The organism is Vibrio sp. MOR3, assembly GCF_001557775.1.
Classification (GTDB): domain Bacteria; phylum Pseudomonadota; class Gammaproteobacteria; order Enterobacterales; family Vibrionaceae; genus Vibrio; species Vibrio jasicida.
This window is the reverse complement of the sequence record NZ_LNRD01000007.1, coordinates 14,805-34,665: the sequence shown is the minus strand read 5'-3', so window position 1 is coordinate 34,665 and position 19,861 is coordinate 14,805. Positions and strand designations below refer to the sequence as shown.

Below are 19,861 nucleotides of genomic sequence, written 5' to 3'. Positions count from 1 at the left end.
TTAGTCCTCCGCTAGTGGCTTAAATCGACGTAGCTCTGTTAGACGGTAGCCTGTGTAAGTACCTAGTAATAGGATGCCTGCAAGAACAATCAGTTGTAGGCCAATGAAGTTAAACGTTAAGTGTTGGATATAAACGTTCGTCATCGCTAGGTAAACCAAGACAGCGGTTAGTAGTGAACCACCACCTTGAAGAACTACTTCTTTCGCACCTTCTTCTTCCCATAGAATCGACATACGTTCGATCGTCCATGACAAGATGATCATAGGGAAGAACGTAATTGTTAGACCTTCTGTTAGGCCAATCTTGAATGCGACTACGGTGAAGACCGAGATGATCATAATTACGGTTATGATTACGGCGGATATCCTTGCAACCAGAAGTAAGTTAAGCCTCGAGAGGTAACTTCGTATTATCAAGCCAGTACCGACAATTAATAGGAAGCCGACAATACCAGTTACCAGTTGCGTTTGAACGAAGGCAACCGCAATCAATACTGGCATGAAGGTACCCGAAGTTTTCAGACCGATGATGACACGCAGGAACACAACAATCAGTGCGCCGATTGGGATCAACATGATGGTCTTAAACATGGCTTGCTCTTCAAGTGGCAAGCTATGGATAGAAAGGTTGAGTAGGCCATCCGCTTCCACTTTATTGTCAGTGGCTTGCTGTGGAGTCACTTCCTGCTTAATCATAGAGAAGTGAACTTGGCTGTTTTTACCGCCAACTAAATCAAGTAGGGAAACGTTCGATTCATCCCATACGAGAAGGTTAGGTTGTGCTGCGGCTTGCTCTGAATTTGGCGAGAAGAGAACCCATTCTTCCCCCGACCATACCTGAACCATAGGCTGAATAGCTTGACGACGGCGGCCGTCTTCTAATTCGATTACACCAACGATTTTGCTTTGCACACCTGCAGTAAGTAGGATCTTGTGTAATGCATCGGTACGATCAAAGTCATTAAGAATCAGTGCTGAGTTTTGGCTGTCTGGATCGTTTAGCGTTTTGATCAGCTCGCGAGCAAAGGTGACATTGTCTGCTGAGCGGCTCATTGCACGTTCAATCAATGCATTTGCGGCGGCTTGTTGCGGCGCTGAAAGGGTAGGTTTTGTGATTTCACCTGCAGGTGGCTGTTCATCCACTTTTGCTTGTGGGTCAACTAAGAACTGGGCTTTGTAGTAAATAGTTTGTGGGCCACTTGCTTGACGGATTGACCATTCTGCACGACGACCAGAGTCTGAGTTGACGTAAGAAACGCCGTAACCTGGAGACGATGCTGATTCACCAATCAGGGTGTAACCATTTTGAGTATGCGGCGCAGCAAGAGAAGCTTTTACTTCGTTGCCATTCGCATTAAATTCGATACGGGCTTCAACATCCCAAATTTGACGTGTTTCACCTGGAGTCCAAGGTACGCCGTAATTCTGATGTCTGAAAACACTCAAAGCGATGCCTGCAATCACCAACAGGATGATTGACAGGTAAAACGGTATTCTGGACGTCATAATCTACCTTATTATTTTTTATCTTCTTCCGTTTGAACGTATTTACGGCTCACATCAACGAGTGCGATGTCGCGCATAAACTCTCTTCCTAGTAACACAGGATGGTTCATTTGAGAACGATCTGCCAACGTAAATTGCGCTTTTTCATGAATTTTTCCAACGCGCACCCAAAGTTCAACAACAGCTCGACGCTCTAGTTCTTCAGTGGTTGCTTGACGGATTTTCACGTAGCGAATAATTGGCGCTTCAATCCAAATGTCTTTCTCTTCATCTGATTTGGTATTGTCAGCAAGATGGAAACGCACCCAGTTTTTGCCATTTCTTTCGAATTCTTCAATATCGACTGCATTTAATGAAGACGTTGCTGCGCCAGTATCGACACGTGCATCGAAAGTTTGTTTGATGGAGTCAATAGTCACTCGCTCTATGGAGCCCAGGACAATGTCATGAGTAGGAGTCGCCTGAACAGGCGCAGGAGCTTGAACGATAATAGGCTCTTTCGGCTTTCTTACTTCGTCCATCGCTTCTTTACGGAAGGTATTGAGTTCGCCATTTAACTTATCCACTTGGCCTTCTAAACTTTCGATGTAATCCGATTGGTTACTAAGTTGAAGCTCTAAGTTGGTAACACGAGTATTGAAATTCGTCTCTGAAGCTTGAATAGCGGCTAACGTTTCTTGGTGGTACTGTTCGCCTTTTGTAAGGGTACATCCTGACAATAGGGCGATTGCAACAACCGGAGTCAATCGTATAAACATTGAAAACCTTGGGATTGGATTAAGTTGTTTGTTTTTTAAGAGTTTAGCGTTATCGCCAAAGGCTCACAAGTAAGAATCTCTCGCAGTCTCTTACAGAGTGAGGAATAGTGACGAAAAGCTAAAAAATTAAGGACGCAATATGCATCCTTAATTAGATGAAGAGAGGTTAATGTCTTAAAGGAAGGAGTGAGTTAAGACAATGTCAGAAATCTCAGTTAATTATGGCTTAGTTGCGACAAGTACCGCACGACGAGGGGCAGGGTAGCCTTCAACGGTTTTCGTTGGGTCGTTTGGATCAAGGTAGTCAGGCAGTGAGTTATGTGTCATCCAGTCAGTAGTACGTTGTTCTCCGACTGACGTTACATTCTCATCTACGATACGAACGTCTTTAAAGCCAACCAATTCTAGCCAAACTTTTAGTGCTTTCGCTGAAGGAAAGAAATACACATTACGCATTTGCGCGTAACGAGAAGTCGGAACCAATACTGCGTTCTCATCGCCTTCAATCACTAGTGTCTCTAGTACAAGCTCACCGCCTGCCACTAACTGGTCTTTCAGTTGCACCAAGTGATCCAGTGGGGAGCGGCGGTGGTAAAGAACGCCCATGCTGAATACGGTATCGAACGCTTCTAGCTTAGGTAGTTGCTCAATACCTAATGGAAGGAGGTGAGCACGTTGGTCATCGCCCATCAACTTACGAATCGCTTCGAACTGAATTAGGAACAGGTGAGAAGGATCGATACCAACCGTTAAGCGTGCACCTTCACCCAGCATGCGCCACATGTGGTAGCCGTTACCACAACCTACATCGAGCACGCTGCGGTTTTTCAGAGGTGAGATGTGCGGTAGAACACGATCCCATTTCCAGTCACTGCGCCATTCAGTATCGATATGAATACCGTGCACTGTGTATGGACCTTTGCGCCACGGGTGGAACGTACGCAGCAGGCTTTCTAACTTCTTCAGCTCACCTTCATGGAAAGGCGTATCGTTGCTGATGGTCACTGAGTTTTTGATGTCCACTTGGTTTGGTGCACCTTGTGGGATCTTGTTCAGCGCTTTTAGCCAGCGACCAAAATCACCGTGCTCAGCATTTTGCCAATCTGTTAACTGTTGAGGTAATACGTTTAGCCACGGCTGAAGACGAGTGTCTTGCGCGATTAACTGAAAAAAATTAGCAAAATTAAACATAGTTTTTCACTGAGTAATAAATTAAAAAATTGACACTAAATGCGAAACGTTAAGACTTTCTCGCTTCTCGCTATTTAATCGCAAACATCGAACCGAAGTTAAAGCACTGGAACCAAACGTCGTAGCTTGAGAAACCAATTTTCGCGAAACGCTCTTTATGATCTTTCTTCGAATCAGGGCGCATCACGTTTTCAATTGCGCTGCGCTTTTGGCTGATCTCAAGTTCGCTGTAGCCATTTGCACGTTTAAAGTCGTGGTGAAGGTCAATCAACAGCTCGTTAGACACTTCATCTTCAAACACAAACTTCTCAGACAGAATCAAAATGCCACCTGGGCGCAAACCCGCGTAGATTTTCTCCAATAGCGCATAGCGGTCTTCTGGAGAAAGGAATTGCAGTGTGAAGTTCAATACCACAACCGACGCGTTTTCGATTTCAATATCGCGGATATCCGCCTCTACCACATCAACTGGCGTGTCACTTCGGTAGGCGTTTACATGAAGCTTACAGCGCTCAACCATCGCAGGAGAGTTGTCCACTGCAATGATTTGACAACCCTCTTGTTTGATATGACGACGCATAGACAGCGTAGCAGCACCCAAAGAACAGCCTAGATCGTAGATGTTTGAGTGAGGTTTAACAAAACGCTCTGCCAACATACCAATGGCAGAAATGATGTTGCTGTAACCCGGCACCGATCGTTGAATCATGTCAGGGAAAACTTCCGCTACGCGTTCATCGAACGTGAAATCCCCAATTTTATCGATTGGAGCCGAAAAAATAGTATCTGGATTGCTGTTAGGGTTCATAACCAAATCTCTGCATACAAGCTGCCCGAAACGTCAGGCATCAAAAAAGGCGCGTATTTTATGGGAAATTCGCGCCTCTGTCATTTGCTTAATTATAAGCTTACCTAAAACATTTGTATTTGTGAGTTGCCATCATTGGCAGGAAACGAAGACAAATTGGGCAGCGAGAGCTGAAGTTGTAGCTGCTTATAAAGCTTTTCAGCCAGTTCTGGTGCTAAGACGTTATCTGGCGTGTGAATCATCAAGTAAGGTTGAATGCCTTGTTCAATCCACATCGGTAACTTCTGCAACCAAGGTTCGAAAAAGTGCAGGTTGTCTTCCATGTCGGGATGACCGATAAAGCGAATCATCGGGTGCTTAGCAGTCGCAATTGCATGAACTGGAACGCGAGGCTTTTTCTGGTGGGCATCGATCACCGCTTCGGTCGTCGGCTGCGCGGCGAACACTGGGCGGCTGTCCATGATAATGCGGTCAATGCCACTCTCAAGTAGCCATTGATTCAACGCACGTTCTTCTTCACCTTTGGAGAAAAACGCCATATGGCGAACTTCCACTCCAAGTGGAAAATTCGGTGGAAAGCTAGCACAGAACTTCTTCAACCTATCAAGATAGTCGGGGCCAAAAGCAGCAGGGAGCTGAATCGTCCATTGCCCAACACGTTCATGAAGCGGTTCCATTACCTTCATAAAGTCACGTAACTGCTCGTCGCAACCTCTGAGCATCTGCTCGTGAGTAATGGCTTTTGGCAACTTAAAGGTGAATTTGAAATCGTCGTGAGTCGCGGCTTTCCAGTTTTGCACCGTGTTGAGTGTCGGTGTGGCGTAAAAGGTGGTGTTGCCTTCTACGGTGTGGAACACCTGTGCGTACTTTTCGAGTCGCTCTGCGGGTTTGGTGCCACTGCCATAAAAGCTTTGTTGCCACTGGTTGTGCGACCACATGGTCAATCCAAGTCGAAGGGGTAAATTATCCATATTTCTGCTTTACGTTTTTTCCTGAGCCCACTTTACGAGAGTTTTGCTGAAATGGGTAATTTCACGCTATAATCCCCACCAATTTTTTCGCTTTGGTGCGCTTTTGAACATTTGTTGTACTAAAAACCACCAATGAATGATAAAACACACTTAATTGTATGTTGAGTAGTCGATTTTCATAGGCTTTCAGCGTATAAATGGATCTTTACTCTGCTCGGCAATGAGGCTGACAGAGCGTAGTTAACAATATTTGAGAGATTGGGAATTTCATTATGCGTACCCATTACTGTGGTCACCTGAACAAGTCCCTTGCAGGACAAACTGTAGAACTTTGCGGCTGGGTTAACCGTCGTCGTGATTTAGGCGGTCTTATTTTTATCGATATGCGAGATCGCGAAGGTATCGTTCAGGTAGTTGTTGATCCAGATATGGCAGATGCGTATGAAGTGGCTAACACACTTCGTAATGAATTCTGTATCAAGCTAACTGGTGAAGTTCGCGTTCGTCCAGAAAGCCAAGTAAACAAAGACATGGCAACAGGTGAAGTTGAGATCCTTGCAAAAGGTCTTGAAATCATCAACCGCTCTGACGTTCTGCCTCTAGACTTCAACCAAAAGAACTCTGAAGAGCAACGTCTGAAGTACCGTTACCTAGATCTACGTCGTCCAGAAATGAGCGACCGCATCAAGCTACGTGCTAAAGCGTCTAGCTTTGTTCGTCGTTTCCTAGATGACAACGGCTTCCTAGACATCGAAACACCAGTACTAACAAAAGCGACACCAGAAGGCGCTCGTGACTACCTAGTACCTAGCCGTGTTCACAAAGGCAGCTTCTACGCGCTTCCTCAGTCTCCACAGCTATTCAAACAGCTTCTAATGATGTCTGGTTTTGACCGTTACTACCAAATCGTTAAGTGTTTCCGTGATGAAGACTTGCGTGCTGACCGTCAACCAGAATTCACTCAGATCGATATCGAAACGTCATTCATGACGGCTGACCAAGTTCGTGCAACGACTGAGAGAATGGTTCGTGAAATGTGGCAAGAGCTACTGAACGTTGACTTAGGTGAATTCCCAGTAATGCCGTTCAGCGAAGCGATTCGTCGTTTCGGTTCTGACAAGCCAGACCTACGTAACCCACTAGAACTAGTAGACGTTGCTGACCTAGTGAAAGACGTTGAGTTCAAAGTATTCTCTGGTCCAGCAAACGACGAGAAAGGTCGCGTTGCCGTTATCCGTGTACCAGGTGGTGCTGAGCTTACCCGTAAGCAAATCGACGGTTACGCAGAATTTGTAGGTATCTACGGTGCGAAAGGTCTAGCATGGATGAAGGTTAATGACCGTGCAGCAGGCGTGGAAGGTATCCAATCTCCTGTAGCTAAATTCCTAAGCGAAGACGTGATCAACGGTATTCTAGATCGCACTCAAGCGGAATCTGGCGATATCATCCTATTCGGTGCAGACAAAGCTAACATCGTTGCTGAAGCACTAGGTGCACTTCGTCTTAAACTTGGTAAAGACCTAGGTCTAACTAAAGAAGGCACTTGGGCTCCTCTATGGGTTGTTGACTTCCCAATGTTCGAAGAAGACGACGAAGGCAACCTGCACGCAATGCACCACCCATTCACATCACCTCTAGGTGTGACTGCGGAAGAGCTAAAAGCGAACCCAGCAGTAGCGAACTCAAACGCATACGACATGGTTCTAAACGGCTACGAAGTGGGCGGTGGTTCTGTACGTATTCACAACGCAGAAATGCAAGCTGCGGTATTCGATATCCTAGGTATTGATGCAGACGAGCAAAAACTGAAGTTTGGTTTCCTATTGGAAGCGCTGAAATTTGGTACGCCACCTCACGCGGGCCTTGCATTCGGTCTAGACCGTCTAGTAATGCTGCTATGTGGTACTGAGAACATCCGTGATGTTATCGCATTCCCTAAAACAACAGCAGCGGCGTGTCTACTAACAGATGCACCGAGCCTTGCAAACCCAGCGGCTCTAGAAGAGCTAGCAATTGCAGTGACTGTTGCGAAAGAAAAAGACGCAGAATAAGCGCACAACATTTAAAGAAAACTCCCGCACTTGCGGGAGTTTTTGTTTTAATGAACCCAAGAATTATTCCGAGCACTTTCCCAAGTAACGTTGTTGAGCAATCAAAGCTGAGCATTAACGTCAAAATAAATTAAAAGGTGAATCATGGCAGGTCATAGTAAATGGGCGAATATTCGTCACCGTAAAGCTGCGCAAGATGCCAAACGTGGCAAAATCTTTACCAAGTTAATTCGTGAAATTGTCGTCGCCGCGAAAGAGGGTGGCGGAGAAGCTGACAATAACCCTCGGTTACGAGCTGCTATCGATAAAGCACTTTCTAACAACATGACGCGAGACACGGTGAACCGTGCGGTCAGTCGTGGTGCTGGTGGTGAAGGCGATGACAACATGGAAACCGTCATCTACGAAGGATACGGTCCAGGTGGCACCGCTGTAATGGTTGAATGCATGACAGACAATCGCAATCGAACGGTTTCTGGCGTGCGTCACGCGTTTTCGAAGTCTGGCGGTAATTTGGGTACAGATGGAAGTGTTAATTATCTGTTCGATAAGAAAGGTGTGATTTCTTATGCCTCCGGCTTAGATGAAGACGAAGTGATGGAAGTGGCGCTTGAGAGCGGCGCCGATGATATCGAAACATCCGAAGACGGTTCTATTGATGTGTACACGGCACCAGCTGATTTCGGTAGCGTCAAAGATGCCTTGGATGCAGCAGGCTTTGAGGCTGACAATGCAGAAGTATCATTAATCCCATCAACGAAAGCAGAATTGGACGTGGATACTGCCCCTAAGCTTCTACGTCTGATTGATGCGTTAGAAGACTTGGATGATGTTCAAGAGGTGTATCACAACGGTGACATTTCTGACGAAGTGGCAGCCACATTAGAATAAGATTACTCAATGGGGACAGAGCGTTCTGTTCCCATTTATTTTCATTAATTATAATAACGAGATAGAGATCGTTCTTGATCTGCTTTCTTAGGAAAATTCATGTCAATTATTTTGGGTATTGACCCAGGCTCTCGCATTACGGGTTACGGTGTGATTCGTCAGCAGGGACGTCATCTACAATATCTAGGCAGCGGCTGTATTCGTACTTCTGAAAAAGAGCTGCCAGGTCGACTTAAGCAAATCTATGCAGGTGTGACGGAAATCATCACACAGTTCCAGCCGGATGTGTTTGCTATTGAGCAAGTATTTATGGCGAAAAACGCCGACTCTGCACTAAAGCTAGGGCAGGCGCGTGGCAGTGCGATTGTTGCGGCTGTGAATGCGGATCTTCCGGTGCATGAGTACGCAGCTCGTCTTATTAAACAAGCGGTAACGGGGACAGGTGGTGCAGACAAAGTTCAGGTTCAGCATATGGTTCAGCACATGCTTAAGCTGCCAGCAAAACCTCAAGCCGATGCTGCTGATGCGTTAGGTGTTGCTATTTGTCACGCTAACACCAATAAGACGCTTGTGGCGCTCGCTGGCAAAGCAACCAGCGCAAGAAAAGGTCGTTACCGTTAAGCGTGTTCTCGTATTAAAAATGAGACATCTCAGACAGATTTAAGGATTGGATTTGTTGAGAAAATGTTACAAAACTATAGTAGTCAGAGGTCTAATAAGAAATCAATCAAGGAAGATTGAACATGAATCCAGCCACGCTGTGGCGCAGTGCATTTATGCCGCGCCAAACTCAATGGACAAGAACACAACAACGTCAAGCAGACATCCTATCGCTATTTACCTTCATCGCTTTTCTCGTCGGGATTTACAGCCTGATCAAATGGTCCAAACATGGGCATGAAAGCTTAATCTTCACCTCAGTACTCTTAATCGCACTCGAACTGATATCCGCCTTCAGCCTGAGATGGTTCAAACGACCAGCATTGTCGCTCAATCTGGGGTTTGTAGGCATGTCAGTGCATGCACTCAACATCATTTATCAAAGCGGTGGTGTGGTCGATTCAACCCAAACTTACTGGGTACCTTTGTTAGTCGTCGCTTTCTTTTTATCTGGCACTCGTATCATGGCGATCTCATGGAGTGCGCTAGTCATCGCGGTTTCTGCAGTAATGACGTATCAGCATGTGTCTGGTTTTGGTTTTCCCCAACTCGTGTTGTCTGAATCTGCGCAGCGCGTGGAAATATGGTCAGGCACTGTGTTACCGCTGGTGGTGATTTGTATTGCACAAGCCTTTACTGTCAAGCAGCGAGATATTGCGATTGAAAGTGCAGAGAAATCTAAAGCAGAAAGTGAATTGGTCGCACAAAAAGCAACGGCGGGGGAGTTACGGCTAGGAGAGGGACTAGAGCAAGCTAATCAAAATTCGGCGGAGCTTAAACAAGTTTCGCAAGTGTTGGATGGACAATCTTCGCTGTTAGGTGCTCAAGTCAATGCTCTCAATATCAACAGTGAGTCTCAAGCCAGTGCGGCTGAGCAAATGAGTCAGCAAGTACACCACATGGCGACGGGGATTGAAACGTCAAGCAAGTTTGTTGAAGAGCTTCGTGAGAAGAGTGAAGACGTTCATCAACAAGCTGAGAAAAGCTCTGAGTTGCTCGAAGACTCTACCCAAGCGATCAGCCAGATCATTACCAGCCATGAAGACATCATGAAAGTGGCAGACTTGATTACCTCGGTCGCAGAACAAACCAATTTATTGGCACTGAATGCGGCTATTGAGGCGGCGCGAGCGGGGGAGCAGGGCAGAGGCTTTGCAGTGGTCGCGGACCAAGTGAGAGAGCTTTCTGCAAAGAGTAGTCAATCCGCAATCGAGATTCGTAACTTGCTTGATCGCAGCGAGCAAGAGGTGAAGCACGGGCAGAATGTTGTTACTTCAAGCACAGAACGAATGAATACCATCATCCAGCAAGTGACCACAATTTCTCATGATGTGCAGAGTCTTTCTGGCATAATGGCGACGCAAATGACCGCATTAAAAGAGCTTGATGAAGCCAGTAGCGAAGTCGCTAACGGCGTAGTGAACACCAAGACCATTGCTGAAACTGTCGCTCAATATGGCACTGAGCTCAGTAGCCAAGTCGTCACCGTAAGAAACCTGACTCAACAACTTGATCAAGTTGTCTCAAAAATCTAACCGAACGGCATAAAGGACTGGATGTCTATCCAGTTCTTTATTATCCTGTCGCAAATTCATTTCCAAAGAGTATTTATAGTGATTGGACGTCTTCGCGGCACTCTGCTTGAAAAGCAACCACCTGAAGTTTTAATTGAAGTTAATGGCATTGGTTATGAAGTACAGATGCCAATGAGCTGTTTCTACGAACTGCCAAACGTCGGCGAAGAAGCGATCATTTATACTCATTTTGTTGTGCGTGAAGACGCTCAGCTGCTTTACGGCTTCAACACAGTCAAAGAACGTGCGCTCTTCCGTGAAGTAATCAAAGCGAACGGCGTCGGTCCTAAACTTGGGCTGGGTATACTTTCTGGTATGACGGCAAGCCAATTCGTTTCTTGCGTAGAGCGTGAAGACATTTCAACACTTGTGAAGCTACCTGGCGTTGGTAAGAAAACCGCAGAACGTCTTGTTGTGGAAATGAAAGACCGCCTTAAAGGTTGGGGTGCTGGCGACCTATTTACTCCGTTTACGGATGCGGCTCCTGCGGATTCTGGTGCGGCATCTAGCAATGCTGAAGAAGAGGCAATCAGTGCGCTTCTAGCTCTAGGCTACAAACCAACTCAAGCGTCGAAAGTAGTCTCTCAGATCGCTAAACCGGATATGACCAGTGAGCAACTTATCCGTGAAGCACTAAAATCAATGGTGTAACGAAAAGTTCAAGGGAACAATATGATTGAAGCCGATCGTTTAATCGCGCCAGAAAATCCTTCATTTCGTGATGAAGATGTCATCGACCGTGCGATTCGTCCTAAGAAGCTGGCGGATTACCAAGGTCAGGATCACGTGCGTGGTCAGATGGAGATTTTCATCAAAGCCGCTCAATTGCGAAATGAAGCGCTCGACCACCTTTTGATATTTGGTCCTCCAGGTTTGGGTAAAACCACACTTGCGAACATCGTTGCTAATGAGATGGAAGTGAATATTCGCACTACTTCCGGCCCAGTACTTGAGAAAGCAGGGGACTTGGCGGCGCTGCTGACCAACTTAGAAGAAAACGATGTGCTGTTCATTGACGAGATTCACCGCTTAAGCCCAATGGTTGAAGAAGTGCTGTATCCAGCGATGGAAGACTACCAGCTAGACATCATGATTGGTGAAGGCCCAGCCGCTCGCTCTATCAAGATTGACTTGCCTCCTTTCACGCTTATCGGCGCAACCACACGAGCGGGTTCATTGACCTCGCCATTGCGTGACCGATTCGGTATTACTCAGCGCCTTGAGTATTACAAGGTCAAAGACTTGCAGGATATCGTTCAGCGCAGCGCAGATTGCCTAGGCTTGTCAATGGAGTTGGAAGGTGCGTTAGAAGTTGCTCGCCGCGCTCGTGGTACGCCACGTATCGCTAACCGACTACTACGCCGTGTTCGTGACTATGCTGAAGTAAAGGGCAATGGACACATCTGTGCGGAAGTTGCAGATAAAGCGCTGAACATGCTCGATGTCGACGCTAAAGGTTTTGACTACATGGACCGAAAACTGCTTCTTGCGATCATGGAAAAGTTTGGTGGTGGTCCTGTCGGTCTGGATAACATGGCAGCAGCCATTGGTGAAGAGAAAGACACCATTGAAGATGTGCTAGAGCCTTATTTGATTCAACAAGGTTACTTACAACGCACACCTCGTGGTAGAATAGCGACTGATCGCGCCTATCTGCATTTCGGAATTGAAAAGTAAGATTCCAACGCTGGGCGTACAGCGCTCAGCATTTCACCAATGTTGACCAACCTCTCATTTATTAAATCTCTTCTAATACTAAATAGGTAATAAAAACTTATAGATTGTTAACTCTATGTTCTTGCCTAACTGATTATTTTCTCTCCTGATTACTCTCTATTAACATACTCTTCTGATATCGTTTGATCTGGATCAATGTGATGGATTTTTGTTCAAATTCAGCGCATAAAGATTGATATACATCAAAGCGGTTTCTCGCTATAAACCTTTTGAAACAAACTGTTTTTAGCAGTAATATTAGGCCTAGCTATATTAGCTGATGCTTAACAATTAACTAACCAACGAAGCACATTTTTGCAACAAAGCGTTGTGATAATTCAACATTTTTCAAGTGTAAATAACACTTGTGTATGGATTGCAATATGTAGAGAGTGTCATTCAGCCGACACATAGGAGTTACCATGATTGACGTAGTTGATCTGTCGCGGTTGCAGTTTGCACTGACAGCGATGTATCACTTCCTATTCGTACCATTGACCCTTGGTATGGCCTTCCTTTTGGCCATTATGGAATCAATGTACGTAATGACGAACAAGCAAATCTACAAGGACATGACCAAGTTCTGGGGTAAGCTGTTCGGTATTAACTTTGCACTTGGTGTGGCTACTGGCCTTACCATGGAGTTCCAGTTTGGTACGAACTGGTCTTACTACTCCCACTATGTAGGTGACATCTTCGGTGCACCACTAGCGATCGAAGCACTGGTTGCTTTCTTCCTGGAGTCAACTTTTGTTGGTCTATTCTTCTTCGGGTGGGATCGTCTATCAAAACGTCAACACTTAGCGGTAACCTGGTTGGTTGCTCTGGGTTCTAACTTCTCTGCACTGTGGATTCTTATCGCGAACGGCTGGATGCAAAACCCAGTTGGCGCAGAATTCAACTTCGAAACCATGCGTATGGAAATGGTGAGCTTCGCAGACGTTGTACTAAACCCTGTAGCGCAAGTTAAATTTGTACACACAGTAGCATCTGGTTACACGTGTGGTGCAATGTTCGTTCTTGGCATCAGTTCTTACTACCTATTGAAAGGTCGTGATGTGGCGTTCGCTCGTCGTTCGTTTGCTATCGCAGCTTCTTTCGGTATGGCAGCAATCCTGTCTACAATCGTGCTGGGTGATGAATCTGGTTACGAGCTTGGTGAAGTTCAAAAAGTGAAGCTAGCAGCAGTAGAAGCTGAATGGCACACAGAACCAGCACCAGCGGCGTTCACACTGTTTGGTTTACCGAACCAAGAAACAATGAATACCGATTACGCAATCAAGATCCCTTACGTAATGGGTATCATCGCAACGCGTTCGTTTGATGAGCAAGTAACAGGCCTACACGATCTACGTGAAGAGCACGTTGACCGTATCCGTACTGGTATGTACGCATACGAATTGCTTGAAAAACTGCGTGCAGGCGACAAGTCTGAAGCAAACATGACAGCGTTTGACGAAGTGAAAGGTGACCTAGGTTACGGCCTACTTCTAAAACGTTACACAGACAAGGTTGTTGATGCGACTGAAGACCAAATCCAAGCTGCAGCGGATGATTCAATCCCAACAGTATGGCCGCTATTCTGGTCGTTCCGTATCATGGTTGCGTGTGGCTTCATCATGCTATTCGTATTTGGTGCGTCATTCATCCAAACATGTCGTCAGAAGATCGAACAGAAACCTTGGATTCTTAAAGCTGCATTGTTCAGCATTCCACTACCTTGGATTGCGATCGAAGCGGGTTGGTTCGTTGCTGAATACGGTCGTCAACCGTGGGCTGTAGGTGAAATCTTACCGGTACACGTTGCTGCATCAGCACTAACAGCAGGTGAAATCTGGACTTCACTATTTGCAATCCTAGCGCTATACACTGCATTCCTAATTGCAGAAGTATACCTAATGGTGAAATTCGCTCGTAAAGGTCCAAGCAGCCTGAAAACTGGCCGCTACCACTTCGAGCAAAACGCTGACTCTGTTGAAGACAAAGTTAGTCGCCAAGTAGAAGCGTAAGACAAGGAGACAACAAGATGTTTGATTACGAAATCTTGCGATTCATCTGGTGGGTACTGATCGGTGTTCTACTAGTTGGTTTTGCAATTACTGACGGTTTCGATATGGGTGTGGGCGCGCTTGTACCTATTATCGGTAAAAACGACACGCAACGTCGTGTGATGATTAACTCGATCGCACCTCACTGGGATGGTAACCAAGTATGGCTTATCACTGCTGGTGGTGCATTGTTCGCAGCATGGCCTTTGGTTTACGCGACATCGTTCTCTGGTTTCTACCTAGCGATGATCCTAACCCTAGCGGCACTTTGGCTACGTCCAATTGGTCTTGATTACCGTTCAAAGATTGAAGATAAAAAATGGCGTAACACTTGGGATATCTGTATCTCAATCAGTGGCTTCGTTCCACCAATCATCTTTGGTGTGGCGTTTGGTAACCTTCTGCAAGGTGTTCCATTCCAATTGAACGAATTCCTAATGCCAACGTACCATGGTTCGTTCTTTGGTCTTCTTAACCCATTTGCATTGCTATGTGGTCTAGTAAGCTTGTTCATGATTCTGATGCAAGGTTCAACTTGGCTACAAATGAAGACAACTGGCGAAGTACATACTCGTGCTCGTAACGTTGCTCAGCTAATGGGTCTATTAACTGTGGTTGCATTCGTAGCAGCTGGCTTCTGGATTCAGAGCATCGAAGGTTACGTTATCGTAGGTGGTATCGATACTGGCGCTGCTTCTAACCCTCTAAACAAAGAGGTTATCCGTGAAGCCGGTGCGTGGATGAACAACTTCGAAGCTTACCCAATGCTATGGGCTGCGCCTGTACTGGGTGTTGCAATGCCGCTTCTAGCTGTATTGGCATCTCGCCTAGAGAAGTGTGGTATCGCGTTCCTAACCTCTAGCCTTGGTAACGCAGGTGTTATCTTTACTGCTGGTATTGCAATGTTCCCATTCGTAATGCCATCAGACCTAATGCCAAGCCAAAGTCTGACAATGTGGGATGCAACTTCATCTGAACTGACTTTGAACCTAATGACAGGCGTTGCGTTTGTTATGGTTCCAATCATCTTGGCTTACACGTCTTGGACTTACTACAAGATGTTTGGCCGCTTGGATGACAAGTTCATCGAAGAAAACAAAAACTCACTTTACTAAGGAGCTATTACTATGTGGTATTTCGCATGGATTCTAGGTGTACTACTTGCTTGTGCATTCGGTATCATCAACGCTCTTTGGTTAGAGCACTCAGAAATGATGGATAAAGACAGTGAGTAATCTCGCTGACAAGGTAGCGAAACTTCACGCACCAATGGACAAGACTCTACTGAGAGTCTTGGCCTTAATCCTCGGCTTTATGCATGTAGGATTGGTGATGTGGGATCCAAACGCATACCATCGAGAAATTGGTGGCTTTAATGCGTTTATCGCACCGGCACTGATTTGGGCAGTCTGCTCAAGCATGGTTTACGGTGTGGGCTTCAAACCAAGAAATTGGTACTGGCAAGTATTGTTCAGCCCTTATTTCTCACTCGCTATCTTAGTTTATTTAACAGCACTCTATTTCACGTAAGCGTTACACTCTGAAATAAAGTCGGTTATTAAATCATCGAATAAAAAGCCAGACGTCTTGTCTGGCTTTTATTTTTTCTACAAAATTCAAAAATATTCCCTTCGCTCAGTACCAATTACTGCCGCTTCAGTTATAGTAATTGCTTTAAAGAATTGAAAGTACTGGTACTCCCTTGCAAGGCACATCTAATCCCTTCCGCTGGCCGATCACCGTGTATTATGAAGATACCGATGCGGGTGGCGTTGTATATCACTCTAATTATTTAAAATTCTTTGAACGCGCACGCACTGAGATGTTGCGTGCAAAAGGCATTTCTCAACATGTGTTATTGGAACAAAACATTGGCTTTGTTGTCCGACACATGGATATCGATTTCAACCAAGGGGCGAGACTGGACGAGCATTTGACCGTTCTTACCCGAGTGTCAGAAATAAAGCGTGCGTCCCTGCAATTCTGTCAAGAGTTAGTCAATGATGAAGGCAAAACATTGTGCAAGACAATTGTTAAGGTAGCATGTATCGATAATAAGAAAATGAAACCAATAGCTATCCCATCTTTTATCAATTCGGAGCTAACAAATAGTGACTGCTGATATTTCCATTTTAGATCTCTTTCTTCAGGCCAGTCTGTTGGTAAAGCTTGTGATGTTGACCCTACTAGGCATGTCAATTGCGTCATGGGCAATGATCATTAAGCGCAGCAAAGTACTGTCTCAAGCATCAAAAGACGCTGAGTCCTTTGAAGACAAATTTTGGTCTGGTACCGATCTTTCACAGCTGTACCAAAAAGTGAAAGCTCGTAAAGACGACATCGGTGGCACAGAAGAAATCTTCTATGCTGGCTTTACCGAATTTGCACGCTTGCGTAAGAGTAACGCAAACTCACCGGCCTACATCATGGAAGGTACAGGGCGTGCAATGCGCGTTTCTGTAGCTCGTGAAGTGGATGAACTAGAAACCAGTTTACCTTTCCTCGCAACGGTCGGTTCTATCAGCCCATACATCGGCCTATTTGGTACGGTATGGGGTATCATGCACGCCTTTATTGCATTGGGTGAAGTGAAACAAGCAACACTATCTATGGTGGCACCCGGTATCGCAGAAGCACTGATCGCAACAGCGATGGGTCTGTTTGCAGCAATCCCTGCGGTAATGGCTTACAACCGTCTAAGCAACAAAGTAAGTAAGCTAGAGCATACATACGCAACTTTCTCTGAAGAATTCCACAGCATCCTGCACCGTCAAGCAATGGCGGGTCGAGACAGCGCGAATAAGGAATAAGGCATGGCGGGTTACCAACCTAAAAAGCGTAAAATGACCGCAGAGATTAACGTTGTACCTTATATCGACGTTATGCTTGTACTGCTGATCATTTTCATGGCGACCGCTCCATTTGTCACTCAAGGTGTGGATGTAGACCTTCCAAAAACCTCTACCGCGGAATCAATGCAAGATCTTGCTGGTGAAACAGACAGTAGCTTCATCATTATTGAAATCGATCGCGATGGTAATTTGGGCCTAAGCGTGAATGATGAAGAGGTTCAACGCGGTCTATCACTACAAGACGTTATTGTTCGTGTGAAAGCAGAGCGGGAAATCAAACCTGATTCTCCGGTTGCAGTAGGGGGTGATGCCGCAACGCCATATGCAGATGTGGTACTTCTGCTTGATGAGCTAAGTCGGGCTGGCATCCCTAAAGTAGGTCTGATGACCGATATCAGGGAATAGACATCGAACATCTATGAAAGACAATAAGAAGAAAACCAAAGAATACACCAAGCCGATAGCAATATCGGTTGGTTTGCATGCGCTTTTGGTCGTAGCGTTACTTTGGGGTACAGATTTCAACATGTCTAAACCCGAGCCGACAGGGCAGATGGTGCAGGCGGTTGTTATTGACCCGAAGCTTGTCCAACAACAAGCCAAAGAAATTCGTCAGCAACGCGAGAAAGCGGCAAAAAAAGAGCAAGATCGTCTTGATAAACTGAGACGTGAAGCTGAGCAGCTGGAAAAGAATCGCAAAGCTGAAGAAGAGCAAATTCGTAAGCTGAAAGAGCAGCAAGCAAAAGATGCAAAAGCCGCTCGCGAAGCTGAGGTCGCTCGTAAGAAGAAAGAGCAAGAACGTAAGGCCGAAGAAGAACGCACTCGTAAAGAGAAAGAGCGGGCAGCAAAGGCCGAACAAGAGCGTAAAGCCAAAGAAGAGGCCGTACGTAAAGCGGAGCAAGAACGTGTAGCGCGCGAGAAAGCGGCGAAAGAAGCCGAAGAGAAAGCGAAACGTGAACGTGAAGCCGCAGCAAAAGCCGAGCAAGAACGCATCGCGAAAGAAAAAGCAGCCAAAGAGGCCGCTGAGCGCGAACGTAAAGCTCGAGAAGCCGCAGAGAAAGCAGAGCGTGAACGCAAAGAGCAAGAAGCGGCTTTGGATGACATTTTTGCAGGCCTTGAAAGTGAAACAAGCGCAAACCAACAGGCTCAAGGGCAATTTGTTGCTGATGAAGTCACTCGTTACAGCTCTATCTATACTCAGCTTATTCAAAGCAAACTGCTAAAGGACGATTACCTATTGGGAAAGGAGTGTAGAGTTAACATTAAGCTGATTCCTACGGGAGCTGACATGATCGTTTCGTCAGTCAATGTGCTTTCTGGTGACTCTAGAGTATGCGCGGCTGCAAAGAGCGCAATCGCACAAGTGCCGAGTTTTCCAATATCTACTGATTCAACAGTTAACCAAAGGCTGAAGGACATTAACCTTACGGTCGCACTACAACAATAAGGGATAAGCCGTGATTAAACGCCTTTTACTAGGAATGTTTGTACTGCTTGGCAGTCTAACGAGTGTGGCTCATGCTGCACTAGAGCTGGTGATTACCGATGGTATTGACTCAGCACGACCAATTGCTGTTGTTCCATTTAAATGGGAAGGCAGTGAACCTCTTCCAACGGACATCTCTGCTGTGATTGCATCAGACTTGCAACGCAGTGGTAAATTCAGCCCGGTACCGACCAGCAAAATGCCACAAACGCCAACCAACGAATCAGAAGTAAACTTTGATGCGTGGACCGGTTTGGGCGTAGATGCATTATTGACCGGTTCAATTAAGAAAAACGAACAAGGTAACTACGTGGTTAACTACCAGTTAGTTGACGTTGTTCGTGGCCAATTAACGAAGGGTCAAAGCAAAGCTCTCGGTGATGACGGAGAACTGGTTCTTTCCAAAGACCACGTGTTGTTTAACAAGGTTGCGACAGTAGAAGGCCCACGCATGCGTGAGTACGCTCACCGAATTGCGGACCTTGTCTACGAGCAATTGACTGGCGAACGCGGCGCATTTATGACTCGTATCGCTTATGTTGTTGTAAACGACAAAGATCGCTTCCCTTACCAGCTGCGTGTTGCCGATTACGATGGTTACAACGAACGTTTAGTACTTCAATCTAAACAGCCACTGATGTCTCCAGCATGGTCTCCTGATGGCCAGAAATTGGCTTACGTGAGTTTCCAGAACGGCCAAGCTGAGATCTTCATTATGAACATCTACACCGGCGAGCGAGAGAAGATTACGTCATACCCTCGTCACAATGGTGCGCCAAGATTTTCGCCTGACGGCAGTCAGTTAGCTTTGGTTCTTTCTAAGACCGGCTCACTTCAGGTTTACACGTTGGATCTGAAAACTCGTAAGCTGACACAAATTACGCGTGGCAGATCAAATAATACAGAACCGTACTGGCACCCTGATGGCAAATCACTGATTTTTACATCTGACAGGGGTGGTAAACCTCAGATTTATCAAGTAGATTTGGGCAGCGGTTCTACTAACCGTTTGACTTGGCAAGGCAGCCAAAACTTAGGTGGTCAAATCACTCCTGATGGTCGATTCCTTGTCATGGTGAATCGCAGTGATTCGGGCTTCAACTTGGCTAAGCAAGATTTGGAAACAGGTGCTCTTCAGGTACTAACAAAAACATTGCTTGATGAGTCTCCGAGCATTGCCCCAAATGGTGGCATGGTTATCTATAGCTCAATCTACAACAAGAAAAACGTACTATCGATGGTGTCAATTGATGGTCGATTTAAAGCTAGATTACCGGCAACAAATGGGCGTGTCAGAGCTCCCGCATGGTCACCGTTTTTGTAGTAATAAAATTGATTAATAAAGGAAA

General features: G+C 45.9%; 20 protein-coding genes. 15 read left to right on the top strand and 5 right to left on the bottom strand.

Going from position 1 to position 19,861, the window contains the following annotated elements:
• The 5 genes from ATB76_RS14755 to ATB76_RS14735 form a co-directional block, all read right to left on the bottom strand.
• Positions 1-1,506 carry an inactive transglutaminase family protein gene (locus ATB76_RS14755; RefSeq protein WP_038866785.1) on the bottom strand — a complete coding sequence of 502 codons (1,506 nt, stop codon included), beginning with the start codon at positions 1,504-1,506 and terminating at the stop codon, positions 1-3.
• Positions 1,507-1,517: 11 nt separating this feature from the next.
• The gene (locus ATB76_RS14750) at positions 1,518-2,264 is read right to left on the bottom strand and encodes an ATP-dependent zinc protease (RefSeq protein WP_038866788.1); all 747 of its coding nucleotides are present in this window, start codon (positions 2,262-2,264) and stop codon (positions 1,518-1,520) included.
• A gap of 219 nt (positions 2,265-2,483) precedes the next feature.
• Complete coding sequence (cmoB, locus tag ATB76_RS14745) at positions 2,484-3,455, bottom strand: tRNA 5-methoxyuridine(34)/uridine 5-oxyacetic acid(34) synthase CmoB (protein WP_061035589.1); 972 nt, start codon at positions 3,453-3,455, stop codon at positions 2,484-2,486.
• A 70-nt stretch (positions 3,456-3,525) separates the two neighbouring features.
• A complete protein-coding gene (gene cmoA, locus ATB76_RS14740) occupies positions 3,526-4,263 on the bottom strand; it encodes a carboxy-S-adenosyl-L-methionine synthase CmoA (RefSeq protein WP_038866790.1) in 738 nt (245 codons plus the stop codon).
• A gap of 104 nt (positions 4,264-4,367) precedes the next feature.
• Positions 4,368-5,234, bottom strand: coding sequence for a DUF72 domain-containing protein (locus ATB76_RS14735; protein WP_061035588.1), 867 nt, complete (start codon positions 5,232-5,234; stop codon positions 4,368-4,370).
• A gap of 272 nt (positions 5,235-5,506) precedes the next feature.
• On the opposite strand from ATB76_RS14735, the gene aspS reads away from it, so the two are divergent.
• The 15 genes from aspS to tolB all read left to right on the top strand — a co-directional run bounded on the left by aspS (position 5,507) and on the right by tolB (position 19,836).
• On the top strand, positions 5,507-7,285 hold the full coding sequence (gene aspS, locus ATB76_RS14730) for an aspartate--tRNA ligase (protein WP_061035587.1): 1,779 nt from the start codon (positions 5,507-5,509) through the stop codon (positions 7,283-7,285).
• Positions 7,286-7,429: 144 nt separating this feature from the next.
• Positions 7,430-8,176: a YebC/PmpR family DNA-binding transcriptional regulator gene (locus ATB76_RS14725; RefSeq protein WP_038866794.1), complete on the top strand. Its 747-nt coding sequence runs from the start codon at positions 7,430-7,432 to the stop codon at positions 8,174-8,176.
• 99 nt (positions 8,177-8,275) lie between these two features.
• Complete coding sequence (ruvC, locus tag ATB76_RS14720; protein WP_005426231.1) at positions 8,276-8,797, top strand: crossover junction endodeoxyribonuclease RuvC; 522 nt, start codon at positions 8,276-8,278, stop codon at positions 8,795-8,797.
• Positions 8,798-8,919: 122 nt separating this feature from the next.
• Entirely contained in the window at positions 8,920-10,371 is a 1,452-nt protein-coding gene (locus tag ATB76_RS14715; RefSeq protein ID WP_061035586.1) for a methyl-accepting chemotaxis protein, read from the top strand.
• 78 nt (positions 10,372-10,449) lie between these two features.
• Positions 10,450-11,061: a Holliday junction branch migration protein RuvA gene (gene ruvA, locus ATB76_RS14710; protein WP_038866798.1), complete on the top strand. Its 612-nt coding sequence runs from the start codon at positions 10,450-10,452 to the stop codon at positions 11,059-11,061.
• A 21-nt stretch (positions 11,062-11,082) separates the two neighbouring features.
• Positions 11,083-12,087: a Holliday junction branch migration DNA helicase RuvB gene (ruvB, locus tag ATB76_RS14705; RefSeq protein WP_061035585.1), complete on the top strand. Its 1,005-nt coding sequence runs from the start codon at positions 11,083-11,085 to the stop codon at positions 12,085-12,087.
• A 461-nt stretch (positions 12,088-12,548) separates the two neighbouring features.
• Positions 12,549-14,135, top strand: coding sequence for a cytochrome ubiquinol oxidase subunit I (gene cydA, locus ATB76_RS14700; protein WP_038866802.1), 1,587 nt, complete (start codon positions 12,549-12,551; stop codon positions 14,133-14,135).
• A 17-nt stretch (positions 14,136-14,152) separates the two neighbouring features.
• Positions 14,153-15,289 carry a cytochrome d ubiquinol oxidase subunit II gene (gene cydB, locus ATB76_RS14695; protein WP_038866805.1) on the top strand — a complete coding sequence of 379 codons (1,137 nt, stop codon included), beginning with the start codon at positions 14,153-14,155 and terminating at the stop codon, positions 15,287-15,289.
• Positions 15,290-15,301: 12 nt separating this feature from the next.
• Positions 15,302-15,409 carry a cytochrome bd-I oxidase subunit CydX gene (gene cydX / locus ATB76_RS14690; protein WP_000270284.1) on the top strand — a complete coding sequence of 36 codons (108 nt, stop codon included), beginning with the start codon at positions 15,302-15,304 and terminating at the stop codon, positions 15,407-15,409.
• Positions 15,402-15,704, top strand: a complete 303-nt coding sequence (gene ybgE, locus ATB76_RS14685) for a cyd operon protein YbgE (RefSeq protein WP_042605429.1) — start codon at positions 15,402-15,404, stop codon at positions 15,702-15,704. The genes cydX and ybgE overlap by 8 nt, the downstream gene beginning before the upstream one ends.
• 172 nt (positions 15,705-15,876) lie before the next feature.
• Entirely contained in the window at positions 15,877-16,296 is a 420-nt protein-coding gene (gene ybgC, locus ATB76_RS14680; RefSeq protein ID WP_010447291.1) for a tol-pal system-associated acyl-CoA thioesterase, read from the top strand.
• The gene (gene tolQ, locus ATB76_RS14675; RefSeq protein WP_038866810.1) at positions 16,286-16,984 is read left to right on the top strand and encodes a protein TolQ; all 699 of its coding nucleotides are present in this window, start codon (positions 16,286-16,288) and stop codon (positions 16,982-16,984) included. Before ybgC ends, tolQ begins: the two co-directional genes overlap by 11 nt.
• 3 nt (positions 16,985-16,987) lie before the next feature.
• Complete coding sequence (gene tolR, locus ATB76_RS14670) at positions 16,988-17,431, top strand: protein TolR (protein ID WP_038866811.1); 444 nt, start codon at positions 16,988-16,990, stop codon at positions 17,429-17,431.
• Positions 17,432-17,444: 13 nt separating this feature from the next.
• Positions 17,445-18,473, top strand: coding sequence for a cell envelope integrity protein TolA (gene tolA, locus ATB76_RS14665; protein ID WP_038875976.1), 1,029 nt, complete (start codon positions 17,445-17,447; stop codon positions 18,471-18,473).
• A 10-nt stretch (positions 18,474-18,483) separates the two neighbouring features.
• The gene (gene tolB, locus ATB76_RS14660) at positions 18,484-19,836 is read left to right on the top strand and encodes a Tol-Pal system beta propeller repeat protein TolB (protein WP_080774305.1); all 1,353 of its coding nucleotides are present in this window, start codon (positions 18,484-18,486) and stop codon (positions 19,834-19,836) included.
• Positions 19,837-19,861: the final 25 nt, after the last annotated feature.

What these genes read in the sequence shown, in the direction of transcription:
- cydA (WP_038866802.1), top strand. Translation starts at nt 12,549, where the DNA reads ATGATTGACGTAGTTGATCTGTCGCGGTTGCAGTTTGCACTGACAGCG.
- cydB (WP_038866805.1), top strand. Translation starts at nt 14,153, where the DNA reads ATGTTTGATTACGAAATCTTGCGATTCATCTGGTGGGTACTGATCGGT.
- cydX (WP_000270284.1), top strand. Translation starts at nt 15,302, where the DNA reads ATGTGGTATTTCGCATGGATTCTAGGTGTACTACTTGCTTGTGCATTC.
- ruvB (WP_061035585.1), top strand. Translation starts at nt 11,083, where the DNA reads ATGATTGAAGCCGATCGTTTAATCGCGCCAGAAAATCCTTCATTTCGT.
- cmoA (WP_038866790.1), bottom strand. Translation starts at nt 4,263, where the DNA reads ATGAACCCTAACAGCAATCCAGATACTATTTTTTCGGCTCCAATCGAT.
- ATB76_RS14755 (WP_038866785.1), bottom strand. Translation starts at nt 1,506, where the DNA reads ATGACGTCCAGAATACCGTTTTACCTGTCAATCATCCTGTTGGTGATT.
- ATB76_RS14715 (WP_061035586.1), top strand. Translation starts at nt 8,920, where the DNA reads ATGAATCCAGCCACGCTGTGGCGCAGTGCATTTATGCCGCGCCAAACT.
- ATB76_RS14750 (WP_038866788.1), bottom strand. Translation starts at nt 2,264, where the DNA reads ATGTTTATACGATTGACTCCGGTTGTTGCAATCGCCCTATTGTCAGGA.
- tolA (WP_038875976.1), top strand. Translation starts at nt 17,445, where the DNA reads ATGAAAGACAATAAGAAGAAAACCAAAGAATACACCAAGCCGATAGCA.
- tolR (WP_038866811.1), top strand. Translation starts at nt 16,988, where the DNA reads ATGGCGGGTTACCAACCTAAAAAGCGTAAAATGACCGCAGAGATTAAC.
- ATB76_RS14735 (WP_061035588.1), bottom strand. Translation starts at nt 5,234, where the DNA reads ATGGATAATTTACCCCTTCGACTTGGATTGACCATGTGGTCGCACAAC.
- aspS (WP_061035587.1), top strand. Translation starts at nt 5,507, where the DNA reads ATGCGTACCCATTACTGTGGTCACCTGAACAAGTCCCTTGCAGGACAA.
- ATB76_RS14725 (WP_038866794.1), top strand. Translation starts at nt 7,430, where the DNA reads ATGGCAGGTCATAGTAAATGGGCGAATATTCGTCACCGTAAAGCTGCG.
- cmoB (WP_061035589.1), bottom strand. Translation starts at nt 3,455, where the DNA reads ATGTTTAATTTTGCTAATTTTTTTCAGTTAATCGCGCAAGACACTCGT.
- ruvC (WP_005426231.1), top strand. Translation starts at nt 8,276, where the DNA reads ATGTCAATTATTTTGGGTATTGACCCAGGCTCTCGCATTACGGGTTAC.